Consider the following 13287-nt stretch of genomic DNA (forward strand, 5'->3'; position numbering starts at 1 on the left):
ATTAGAAGGTAAATATATTTTTAAGATACTCCCTTATAAAGTTGTATCAAATGCTGTCAATTTGTGGAATTCTTTTACACGTGCTTGAACATCAGCATCTGTAATTTCTAATAAACGTTCTGTACCAAATTTCTCAACACAGAAAGAAGCCAATGCTGATCCGTAAATCACCGCTTTTTTCATGTTTTCGAAAGAGATATCATCTGTTTTTGCTAAGTAACCAATAAAGCCACCTGCAAAAGTATCTCCTGCTCCTGTTGGATCAAATACTTCTTCTAATGGTAACGCTGGTGCAGAGAAAACCTCATCTTTATGGAATAATAAAGCACCGTGTTCACCTTTCTTGATGATTAAGTACTTTGGTCCCATTGCCATAATTTTCTTTGCTGCCTTTCTTAATGAATACTCACCAGATAACTGACGTGCTTCTTCATCGTTGATAGATAATAAATCTACCATTGAGATAGTTTTCATTAAATCGTCAAAAGCAATGTCCATCCAAAAGTTCATTGTATCCATAACAATTAACTTTGGCTTTTGCGTTAAACGCTCAATTACTGTACTTTGAACTTGAGGAGAAAGGTTTCCTAACATTACGTACTCTGAACCTTGATAGCTTGCAGGTACAATAGGGTCAAAGTTTTCTAATACATTAAGTTCTGTAACCAATGTATCACGAGAGTTCATATCGTTATGGTACTTACCAGCCCAAAAGAAAGTTTTTTCATTTTCTTTAATTTGTAAGCCTTCAGTATCAACTCCCTGATCTTCTAAAGTTTTGATATACTCTTTTGGAAAATCATCCCCTACTACTGCTACAACTCGAACAGGTTTTGTAAAGAATGATGAAGCGATAGAGATATAAGTACCTGCTCCGCCAATTATTTTATCTGTTTTTCCAAAAGGTGTTTCAATAGCATCAAATGCTACAGAACCTACTGTTAATAAACTCATGTAATTATTTTTAATTATTCTCTTTCATAAGAAGAAGACAAAAATAATTAAAATTAACTGTTAAATGGAAAGATTGTAAAATATCATTAAGATAAAAGAGGAATAATACTAGAGTTTTTGGAAAGGAGCACCAACTTCACATAGATATTTCAATTCTTCTATAAGTTCTCTCATTTCCTTTATGCTCTCGTCTGCTTCTGCTTCAGAATTTACTCCATCTTCATTAAGAACTAATAAAATTATGAGACAATTATAATTGACATCCAAAAATTCTAACATCTCATCAGAGGATGCAACTATTGTTTCACAATCAGAATTTTCTATTGCATCTCCAACTATTTCAACATACGTTTCAAACTTATTCTTAACTACTTCTTCATCACATGAATTGATATTAGTCTCTTCTTTATCACATGCTGAAAATAATAATAAGGATAGTACACAGTACGGAAAAAAATATAGTTGTAAAAACTTACTCATATTATTATATACTATTATTCTATTAAGTAGACAAACGAAAACATCAAACGAACAAAAAAATAATAGAATTTTAGACAGTAGATTATCATTAATTATAGCAAAGATACTCAATTAATGTGTTGAATAAAATGTGTTTTAAAATTCTCTTATTATTATTCATCCATCTCTACACCTTTAAGTGTATTTAGTCCAAAAAAGTGCCTTTAATAGTTCATTTACTAGCTATAAGTCTAAAATGTGCTATTTATTTAGAAAATTGTAATAGTAACTTAATGCAATATTAAACACATTTGTACAACACGTATATAGAACTGTCGGATGTATCATTTTATATAAGTGACTTAGTTTTACGTTAAGTACACTTCTTAAATAAAAATAGCACCTCAATTTTATTCTATATAACGATTTGAAATGAAGAAAATTACTTTTTAAGACTACAGAATTATAAACTAATTTAAAGTGAAACGAATTATTAAACTGACAGCCCTACTACTACTTATAAATTTGAATGTTTGGGCACAAAATACAGCAGAAAAACCTAATATTATCTGGATAATGGCAGAAGATATAGGTCATGATTTTGCTTGTTATGGAATGGAAGCTGTTAAGACTCCTAACTTTGATAAACTAGCAGAAGATGGTACAATTTATTACAATGCTTTTGGTACTGCCACTATCTGTTCTACCAACCGATCTGCAATGATGATTGGAACACATCAGTTAAAAACGAACACGATGCACCATAGGAGTAATAGAAATGTAGAACTACAAGATCCTTTTAAACCATTTACTTACTGGTTAAAAAAAGAAGGATATACTACAATTCTTGGACATCATGGTGTACAAGCTAAAGGTAGAAAAACAGATTGTAATTTTAAATATACTCCTATTGGGACTTGGGAAGAGAACAGAGGCCTTTTTGATAAACATGACCGTTTTGAAAAAGCTGATGAACCTTTCTTTGCACAAATTCAATTAAATGTGACGCATCGCGGTGGATGGTGGAACAATGTTCGAAACAAATCGGAACATCCTGTTTCTGTAGACGATGTTGTACTTCCTCCATATTATGCAGATACTCCAGAAATTCGTTTAGACTGGGCTAAATACTTAGATCAAATTGAGTATGCAGATAATGAAATGGGTATGATTGTCCAAGAATTGAAGGAGAAAAACATGTTAGATAACACTATTATTGTTGTTATTGGTGATAACGGAAGATGTAATTTAAGAGGTAAAGGGTATTTACAAGATCCTGCTATCCGTATTCCTTTAATTGTAAAATGGGCTAAAGATTTTGATCATGAAGATGAAAGTGATCAAATTATTGCTTCTACAGATATTACAGCAACAATTTTAGATCTTGCAGGTGCAGAATTACCAGAATATTTAACAGGTAGATCTTTCATTAGAAGTGATTTTGACCGCCAATCTGTATACTCTTATAGAGGGCTATGGGATGAAGTTATGGAAGATATGTATGCTGTTTCTGATACACGTTACAGATATGTAAAAAATAATAAACCAGAACTTCCTTACGATGCTCACCAAGCTTATTTAGAGTTTTACCGTCCGGCTGTTCATGTAATGAGAACCTTAAATGAAGAGGGAAAGCTAAATGATTATCAAAAGATATTTTTTGAAGACCATAAACCTGTAGAAGAATTCTATGATCTTAAAAATGATCCTTATGAGCTAAATAACTTAGCAGGTAATCCTGAGTATAAAAAACTCATCAAAAAGTACCGTAAAGAAGCAGAGAAATATACAAAAGAAATGGTTTCTGAAGAGGATACTTATGAGCCAGTTACTGCATATGCTGTTGAGGTGTATCAATATGTAAAAAATGAATTCCCAGAGGCTTATAAAAGAATGCAAGCTGGTGAAGAAATTGGCTTTGGTAAATTCAATAAGAAATATAAAGCTGCTCAGGCAAAAGAGAAAGGCTCAAAATAATTGATCATGAAAGTATTTAAGTTTTTACCTCTTATAGGAATTAGCCTTTTGTGCTTGTCATTTAAAAGTATTTCTGATAAACCAAAAGAAGGCAAAAAACCCAATATCGTACTTATCCTGGCTGATGATATGGGGTTTGGTGACCTTGGAATTACAGGATCAACAGAAATTAAAACACCTAATATTGATGCTCTTGGAGAAAAAGGTGTCTTTTTTAATCAAGGGTATGTTTCTTCTCCAGTTTGTAGTCCGTCTAGAGCGGGGTTATTAACGGGTAGAAATCAGGTTACTTTTGGTTATGATAACAACCTACCAAAAAACCTTTCCTACACAGATGGTTTACCTACTGAAATAAAAACAATTCCAGAATACTTAAAGCCTTTAGGTTATACCTCTGGAATAATTGGCAAATGGCATCTTGGTGACGGAGAAGAGCATCATCCTAAAAATCGTTTTGATGAATATTGGTCGTTCCCATATGGAGGACATAATTATTTTAAAAATGGTAAAGCAACTAAAAAAGCACAAAAAGCATATGCTTCTGCATTAGAATCTAATTATAAAACACCTCAAGAAATCACTTATTTAACAGATGATATTGGTGATGAATGTGCTGACTTTATTAAAAGACATAAAGACGAACCGTTCTTTTTATATGCCTCTTTTAATGCTCCACATGCTCCGTTACAGGCTTTAGAAGAAGACATTGCCTTATACAATCATATTAAAGACCCTAAAAGAAGAACATACGCAGCTATGGTTCATCGTTTAGATTTAAATGTAGCCAAAATTATTGCTATGTTAGAAAAGCATAATCTTGATGACAACACCATAATTGTGTTTTTAAGTGACAACGGTGGTCCTATTGGAAATGGGTCGTTAAATGCTCCGTATTCAGGTAAGAAAGGTACTTTACTAGAAGGTGGAATTCATGTTCCTTTTATGATGAAATGGAGTAAACATATTCCAGAAAACATTAGATATGAACAAACAATTTCTTCTTTAGATCTTGCTGCTACATTTGTTACTGCTGCAGGTGGTAAAGTAAATGATGTATTGGATGGTGTTGATCTTGTACCTTACGTAAACGGAGAAAATAAAGAAGCTCCTCATCAGCAAATGACCTGGAAATTTACAGTAAGTAGATCTATAAGAGATGGTAATTGGAAATTAGTAACTATTCCGAACCACTTACCTATGTTGTTCGATTTATCAAAAGATATCTCTGAACAAAATGATTTACTTTTTAAAGAAAAAGAAAAGGCAGAAAAAATGATTAAGCAATTAGGAAATTGGGAAGTAGCATTACCTAATCCTAGTTACTTTGAAGAAAATAAATACAAGGCGTTGCAACAAAAAGATTACTATAAAAAGTATCAATTAAAGCAACCGTCTACTTTATAGCTTAGAATAATAAACATACTTGGAAAGGAATATGAGTTATCATGTTCCTTTTTTTATACCCAATATTTCAAAAAAGCCTCCCTTTACTAGCAGAAAATTTACCTACAATAGCAGATTTCCATATTTTTTATGCGATAAAAAATATCAAATTAGAAATATGCTACTAATTTTAATTATTGTTTTTAATTTGAAACTCAGTAAACAGCATTTTTTAAAAAGAATAGGCTATCCATTGATAAGTCTATTTTACTATTCGATTTTTTTCCAAATAAGATTATTTAATCAGCATGAATACTAACATAAATATCAAATTCATTTTTTTACTCATCGCTACAATACTAAGTAGTTTACTATTTGGTCAGCAAAAAGAATTACCAAAGTTTGAGAACATAAAATTCCCACAAGCATCAAATGGGCAATTAATCATTTCTGATATTATTCAAGATCAAAATGGTTATACGTGGTTTGGTACTACAATAGGTATTTTTAGGTACGATGGTTTTGAGATGAAGGAATACAAAATGTTTAGTAATCCTAATCAACCTATAAAAAGAGTTACATCCATGGCTATTGATAATAACAATACACTATGGATTAGCACAAACATTGGTGTGTTTTACTACTCGCCTACTAAAGATGTTATTCAGAAATCTGATATTAATGACATCGGTTTTATTCATCACCTTAATTACACAAGAGAGGGGGATCTACTTATTGGAGGCATAAATGGCTTACTGATTTATAACATCGAAAATAAAACATCTGAGACATTTACACACGTAAAAGGAGTAGATAAAACATTGTCTGCAAATTTAGTAAGATGTACTTACCTTGATACTAAAGGAAACTTATGGGTAGGAACTGAAAATAAATTGAATAGAATTGATGCTAAAACGAAAGAAATAAAAAAATATAAACTCATTGATAAGAACCACGGAGATCTTATTAAAAACAATTACATTCTGTCAATCTTACCTTTTGATGAAAATGATGACGAAACATTAATTGTTGGTACAGAAACAGGGTTATGCAAATTCAATACAACCACAGAAGAATATCAATTGTATAACCAAAAAAACAGCAATCTATCTAACCCTGTAATTAAAACAATTTGTAGAATAAACGAAGATGAAATTTGGTTAGGAACAGACAGAGGTTTAACAATTTGGAACACAAAAACCGATAATTTCAATTCCTTTTTTCATAATAGTAAATTAAAGTACTCTATCAATAATAATATTGTTACTCAGATAATAAAAGGGCAAAAAAATAATATTTGGATAGGTACAGAAAATGGGGCTAGTAAAGTTTATCTCAAACCTTCGTTTTTACATTTTAATAAAACCCCTACTGGTAACACTCAATTAGAAAGTGATTTAGATATAAACGATATCAAAATTGCAAAAAATAATGACATGTGGATAACAACCAACAATGGCCTTGTTAAATACAGTAGTAAAACAGATTCATATAAAACGTTTAGTTACCCTTCAATACTTCACACAAAAACAAGAAGTACGCTAATAAAAGATAATGGTGAAGTCTGGATCACTTCTCTTGGTGGTTTAAATATTTATAATGAAAAAACAGATTCTTTTGAAAAATATGTTGCCGGATCTAAAAATGTAAAAGGGTTAGATACTAACTATTTAAATTTTATACAAGAAGATGAAACTGGAGATATCTGGATTACTTCCTACCTTGGTTTATTAAACGTAAAAGAACTAAAAAACAAAACCTTAGAATTTACAAACATCACTAAGAATTTAGGTAATAAGCCTATAGATACTTATTATTCTACTTCTCCTATTATAGTTTACGACAAAAGATTATGGGCTGGTAATGGAAGAGGAGTTGCTGTGCTTAATAGTAGTAGAGGTAGGTTCCAGCCTATTCATTTTGAAAACCAAAAAAGTTATAATTATCATAATCCGAAATTTGCAATTGGAGATTCATCGTTATGGTTAGCAGATAATAAGGCTCTCTATAAAATGGATAAAAGGAAACCTAAATGGGTGTCGTATTTCACAGAAAATATAAAGGCAGTACAAATTACTAAAAAACAGATTTGGGTAGCGACAGCACATACGCTTTATGCATTAGATCGAAAAACAAAAAAGTTACATAAATTCACTCAAGACGATACGGGTATTGACGTGTACAAAGAAGGTTCTGCAAAGGATAGTAATGGAAATATTTATTTTGCAGGTATGACTGGTTTTGTATCATTTAACCCTAATGAAGTTGTTTTTAATGATGATATAAGTGTTGTACATCTTACTGGTTTGCAAATTAAAGATATTGATGTTATACCAAATATGGGGCTTCAAGACACTCCTATTTTAACAAAAGATATTAATGATACAGATAAGATTGTATTAGATTATGCCAACAATTCATTTTCCCTTAAATTTTCTACCATAGATTACAAAAACAATAATTCTTCTAAATTCTTTTATAAGCTAGAAGGTATTGATGATGATTGGGAAAGCATTAGTAAAATTCATCATAGTGCTACTTACAAAAAGCTAAGTCCTGGTACTTATATATTTAAAATTAGAGCTTCTAAAAGGTATCAAGATCAAGCCAATAAAATCTTAAAAATAGTAATTAAATCACCTTGGTGGGCTAGTACTACTGCTATAATTGCATATATCGCTTTTCTTATTCTTGCTATTTTCTTATTAAGAAAATTAATGATGGGACAAATGAAAATTCAAAATCAACTTGAATTAGAAAAATATAAGAGGGAAGAAAATGATCAATTAACACAGCAAAAAATCACCTTTTTCACCAACGTATCTCACGAACTTCGAACTCCTCTTACGTTAATTAAGAGCCCATTAGAGTTTATGATTTCTGAAGAAGATGACCCTAAGAAACTGACCATGCTTACCCGCATGAAAAATAACAGTGATAGATTAGGTCGTTTGGTAAATCAGGTTCTTGATTTAAGAAAAATTGAACAAGGTGGAGAAACATTAAATACTCACCAATATGATATTGTACAATTTGTACAATCTATTCAAGATCACTTTGAAGAAGCCTCGCTAAAAAGAGGGTTACAAGTTAAATTTACAGCTCCTTTTGAACATTATATTCAAGAAATTGATGTTACAAAAATGGAAAAAGTGATTTACAATTTGTACTCAAATGCTATAAAGTTCACGCCAGATGATGGTAAAATCGAAACTACTATTGGGATAACAGATCAAGATTATTCAGAAAATGTACAAGACCATATTTTTATAAAAGTTGCAAATACAGGCCAAGGGATTCCTAAAGAGTACCTCACAAAAATATTTGATCGTTTTGTAAATGTGCAGCTACCAAATTACAACGGACAAAAAGGTACGGGTATTGGCTTAGCTTTGGTTAGAGATTACGTTACACTTCATAATGGGCAAGTAACTGTTGAGAGTGTAGAAAATGAATGGACTACATTTACAATCTTTTTGCCAATACAAGAATTGAAATCTGTAAATAAAAATGAAATTGAAGACCATGTTGTAGTTTCTGAAGTTGAAATAGACAGCATTGTCCCATCTCAAAAAGAAGAAAGTTTACATTTAGAAGAGGGATATGATGATAAGGAGGAAGAAACAACTATTGAAGATAGTAGACCTACTTTACTTATTGTTGAAGACGATGTAGATATGCAGGCTTTTCTAGTTGAATTATTTGAAGATGAATACCATATTTTAAGAGCAAATAATGGTGCTGACGGATGGAAATTAGCAAAATCTAAGTTACCTACAATCATTATTTCTGACTGGATGATGCCTAAAATGAATGGCGCTAAAATGACGGAGAAAATTAAATCTGATTTAAGAACAAGTCATATTCCTACAATTCTACTAACGGCAAAAAGTGGCATTGATAGTAAAATGGAAGGGATTGAAATGGGTGCTGATGAATATATTGAAAAACCTTTTAATGTAGATTACCTTAAACTAAGAGTACGTAAACTTATTGAACAGCGTACAATGTTAAGGGAAAATGTAAAGAAAGAAGCTATTATTAAACCAGACGAAGTTACCATCAACTCTATTGATGAAAATTTCTTAACTGAAGTGATTGATATTATTGAGAGAAAGATAGACAACCATGAGTTTACTGTAAAAGAACTTTGTGAGGAAGTTGGTTTAAGTCATTCTAATTTACTGAAGAAAATTAAATCACTTACGGGACAGACTGTCAATGAATTTATTCGCGAATACAGGCTTAAAAGAGCTGCTCAGTTACTTAGAGATAGCTCATATAATATCTCTGATGTAATGTACATGGTTGGTTTCAACCACCCGTCGTACTTTACCAAAATGTTTAAAGAGATGTTTAAATCAACTCCTAAAGAATATAGAACTAAGAATAAAGAAGCAGTAAATAGCTGATAGTTTACTAAAGTACTTCGTCATTAAATAACAAAAGAGATACAAAATTAATTTCATATCTCTTTTGGGTTATGGGGGAATTTAGTCGTTATGCAGCACTATCATTATTCTAAGTATATAAACTTAAAAAAGTTACTATTAACAATGTAATACCGCCACATAATGTTGCATAAATAAGAGCTTCAATTCTTCTGCTCTGTTTTACTTTAGTTTTCATTATAATGTTATTGATATTTATACATCAAATATCAAAAAATAACACATTCTTCTTTATCATAAAACTTGATTAGTTTAGCACATTTACTGTTACATCAAGGTATTCTTTTGAATAGAAGCTTTAAATATCACTTTTATCAGAAATTACTTTCAATTCAATTTCGTAATGATATTCCTTTGCCTCTGCATAATATTTTTTCATTAATTCTTGACCGCAAGAACCATTTCCTAAACCTCCATGAATAAAGTCTATATTTAGTGTATTAAAATTTTCTTCTTCTAATTCCCACGTACTCCATGCATTCGATAAATCATCAGTGGTGTATCGTCTTAACGAATAATTAATTGGTGTATTTCCAGAGATTTTAATTCCTTCTTTTTTATCATTAATTACATTCACCCAACGTATATCAGACCTGTTACCGTTTTCCTGAGGTTTAGCATAATTGACAAATTGTTCATCTATTCCAGCTGTATAAATACCCATTTGCATACCGGTAAATCTATCTACATACGAAGACCCTGGTCCTCTGCCGTACCATGTTGTTGTTGTTAACGATTTTGGCACATGTATTTCATACCCTATCCTTGGTAAAGTTTTAGGTGCTTTTCCTTTAAATAAAACAGGGATAATATCAACTGCTAAGTTTAAAGTTCCCTCCTCACCTAAAGTAATTTTTTCAATTGTATAGAAAGAGAAACGTGCCATTGGGGATTTATGCATCTTTTTTACCTCAATTATATTATGTTCTAACGTTACATTTTGTACTTTGGTAAGCATATTATTTAACCCTGCCTTCATCCATTCTTCTATAGATTTTTTATCATTATCAATACTAGCTCTCCAAAATGACAGTGCAAATTGTCCTTCCAAATAATTCCTGCCGTCCTTTTCTAAAGTAATAACTTCTCCTTTACGCTTATCAAATACTAATTTAGTACCACCTACTTCTAATATAATTTGTTGCGGTGTATTCTTATTTTTAATTGATGATGCACCAGCAAGTTCGCCATTATTGAAGGCATAGTTTTGAATAATTTTTTCAGCATAAGCAACTTCAAAGCCTTTATCCGCCCAAGCAGTTTTTGTTTTAGTCTTTGCGGATAATTGAAGTACATATTCCGTTCCTTCAACCAGATCAATTGATAGATTTGACAGCTCAAATTCCTTTTGTTCACCAGCAGGAATGTTTACTTTTAATGTACCTGATTTAACCGATTGTCCTTCTTTATATAAAGACCAACTAAATGCATAATCTGATAAATTATTGTAGATAAAATTGTTGCTAATTGTTACAACATCACCATTAAATGCAAAACCAACATTCTGAAAAATACGTTTTACTTCAACGCTTTTAGGAGTTGGAGATAAATCCGACATAAAAATACCATTCATACAGAAATTATAATCAGTACTCATATCATGACCAAAGTCTCCTCCTACTGCCCAATAATAATCTGTTCCTGGTTTTAGAGCTTCTTTATTAGCTAATTTAGGGTTATCTAATGCTGCACCCCACTTTCCATCTGTAGACTTTGTAATACCCTGGTCAACAAAATCCCAAATGCACCCCCCAATTAATGCCGGATACTTTTCAAAAACTTCTTGATACTCTGCAAAATTTCCCATTGCATTTCCCATACCATGTGCATACTCGTTTAATAAATACGGTCTATCCAATCCTTTTCTAGCAATTTTCTCCACATCTTCTACCGCCATATATCTACCCCATTTCTTTTTAAGATAAGGGAAACCACCACCAAAAGAGTCGAAAGCCCAAGGTGCTGTAGCAAAATGGTAATTTGTTGGTCGAGTAGTATCTATTGCTTTAGTAGCTTTTTGCATTGCCACCATATTTACACCATTTCCAGCTTCATTGCCAAAAGACCACATAATTACACTTGCATGGTTTTTATCTCGTTCAACAACAGCTTCAATTCTTTCTACATGTTGCTTCTCCCATTTTGGGTTATTTGCCAATGTTTCATCAGGTTTGTAACCCATACCGTGAGATTCCACATTTGCTTCATCAATTACGAATAACCCAAACTGATCACATAGTTGGTAGAAATACGGACTTGCTGGGTAATGAGATGTTCTTACCGTATTAATATTTGTTTGTTTTAAACGAAGAATTGTCTGCTGTATACGTTCCTTTGGTAGATATTTACCATGAATTGGGTCGTGTTCTACCACATTAATTCCTTTAATTAAAAAAGGTCTTCCATTTAAAACAATTTCTTGTTTATTAGAAATAGTAATCTCTCTTACTCCAATTTTAGCTGTCACTATATCTACTTCTTTACCCTCTTTTAATAGTGCTAAATGTAGATTATATAAGTAAGGAGTTTCTGTAGACCATAATTTTGGTTTCTTTAATAGGTTTGAAAAGTCGACTGTACTTTCTTTAGAAGATAAATCAATTGATTTAGTTCCTTTTGAAACAATTTTACTTCCATCTTTTAAAGAATATGCTAAAGAATAATTACCATCTGACTTAGGTAATAAGTTAAGCACCTCAATATTTAATTTTAATTCTGCTGACTTCTCAGATACCTTTTGTGTTACTGCAAAGAAATCTCTGATATGTACTTTAGAGCGATCAATTAAAAATACATCTCTAAAAATACCACTCATTCTCCAACCGTCTTGGTCTTCTAAATAAGATCCATCACTCCATCTAATTACTTCTAACCTTAGTGTGTTCTTACCAGCTTTTAAATATTTAGTGATATCAAATTCAGCAGGCGACCAACTATCTTGGCTATATCCTACTTTCTGATCATTCACCCATAAGTAGAAAGCAGAAGAAACACTTTCAAAACGAACGTAATATTCTTTACTATCAATTTTATTAACTGAAAATTCTCTCTGATAAATCCCTACTGAATTACCATTCTCTGCTTTTATATAAGGAGGGTTTGCATCAAAAGGATATGTGATATTTGTATAAATTGGAGTTCCAAAACCATGCATTTGCCAAGCGGATGGCACTGGTATTTTTTCCCAATTATTAGGTTTGGCATTTGATGGAACTTCAGAAATATCTGTATAATAAGCAAAGTCCCATATTCCATTTAGTAATGTTACATTCTCTGCCTTATCATCAAAATACAAAGTTGCATGTGGCTGTTCTTTGTTAATCTGAGTTATTTGTTCGTTTTCCCAGTCATTACTTTGTGCAGATGCACTAAGGCTCAACATTATTAGTAATAAGGAAGTAATTAATTTATTCATTTCAATCAAAAAATTTATAGTACGCTTAAAAAAGATGTTACACCACTTACACCCTTTATATCAAAAATAGGTTTATTTCTGTAATATCATTAACACTAATCCATGCAAAATTTATCCTTTTCAGACTTATAAAAAAAATGTGCTATTACATTCTACAAATAAAGTCTTTCTCCGTAAAAAAACGGCTTTAATGTACTTATTTTAAGGTATTACCATCATTCAATAAAACATACCGTTTATGCAAATATTAAATTTTGTGCTATATATTTTACTATAATAAATAGCGAAAACCGTATTCGAGGTAAAAAAAACCTCTATCAACTAAATGATAGAGGCATTATGTCATGAAGTTAGTTAAATAGTCACGTAGTAAAATTGTGAGTCACACATAACCTTGAAATGCAAGGCATACACATTATTAATTCTGTTTAATTCGCTATAATTTCTTTAAGCCACACATCAGCTTTTTTTCTACTATACTTGTTCTTTTTGTTATTACAAATGTACAGTACAATGGTTTTCATCTATATCTCATAATCGTTTAATAATAATACAAATATTAAAAGGCCGCTTTAAATACTATTAAAGGCTATTTTTAAAACATATTTTTAGCTCAAAAACGTTTTTATGATATAAAAAAAATAAACC

General features: G+C 31.3%; 6 protein-coding genes. 3 read left to right on the forward strand and 3 right to left on the reverse strand.

The window, feature by feature from the left end:
• Nucleotides 1-33: 33 nt before the first annotated feature.
• On the reverse strand, nt 34-954 hold the full coding sequence (locus tag KM029_RS07155; protein ID WP_144072622.1) for a PfkB family carbohydrate kinase: 921 nt from the start codon (nt 952-954) through the stop codon (nt 34-36).
• Between the two features lie 108 nt (nt 955-1062).
• The gene (locus KM029_RS07160; RefSeq protein ID WP_144072623.1) at nt 1063-1434 is read right to left on the reverse strand and encodes a hypothetical protein; all 372 of its coding nucleotides are present in this window, start codon (nt 1432-1434) and stop codon (nt 1063-1065) included.
• Nucleotides 1435-1893: 459 nt separating this feature from the next.
• On the opposite strand from KM029_RS07160, the gene KM029_RS07165 reads away from it, so the two are divergent.
• The 3 genes from KM029_RS07165 to KM029_RS07175 all read left to right on the forward strand — a co-directional run bounded on the left by KM029_RS07165 (nt 1894) and on the right by KM029_RS07175 (nt 9185).
• The gene (locus tag KM029_RS07165) at nt 1894-3390 is read left to right on the forward strand and encodes a sulfatase-like hydrolase/transferase (protein WP_205125421.1); all 1497 of its coding nucleotides are present in this window, start codon (nt 1894-1896) and stop codon (nt 3388-3390) included.
• Nucleotides 3391-3396: 6 nt separating this feature from the next.
• Nucleotides 3397-4794 (forward strand): sulfatase family protein, encoded by a 1398-nt coding sequence (locus KM029_RS07170; protein WP_144072624.1) that lies wholly within the window; start codon nt 3397-3399, stop codon nt 4792-4794.
• A 287-nt stretch (nt 4795-5081) separates the two neighbouring features.
• Nucleotides 5082-9185 carry a hybrid sensor histidine kinase/response regulator transcription factor gene (locus tag KM029_RS07175; protein WP_144072625.1) on the forward strand — a complete coding sequence of 1368 codons (4104 nt, stop codon included), beginning with the start codon at nt 5082-5084 and terminating at the stop codon, nt 9183-9185.
• A 337-nt stretch (nt 9186-9522) separates the two neighbouring features.
• Here the strand turns inward: KM029_RS07175 and KM029_RS07180 are convergent, their stop codons facing one another.
• The gene (locus KM029_RS07180) at nt 9523-12639 is read right to left on the reverse strand and encodes a glycoside hydrolase family 2 TIM barrel-domain containing protein (protein WP_144072626.1); all 3117 of its coding nucleotides are present in this window, start codon (nt 12637-12639) and stop codon (nt 9523-9525) included.
• Nucleotides 12640-13287: the final 648 nt, after the last annotated feature.

Origin of the sequence: Flammeovirga kamogawensis, assembly GCF_018736065.1 — a bacterium.
Taxonomy (GTDB): domain Bacteria; phylum Bacteroidota; class Bacteroidia; order Cytophagales; family Flammeovirgaceae; genus Flammeovirga; species Flammeovirga kamogawensis.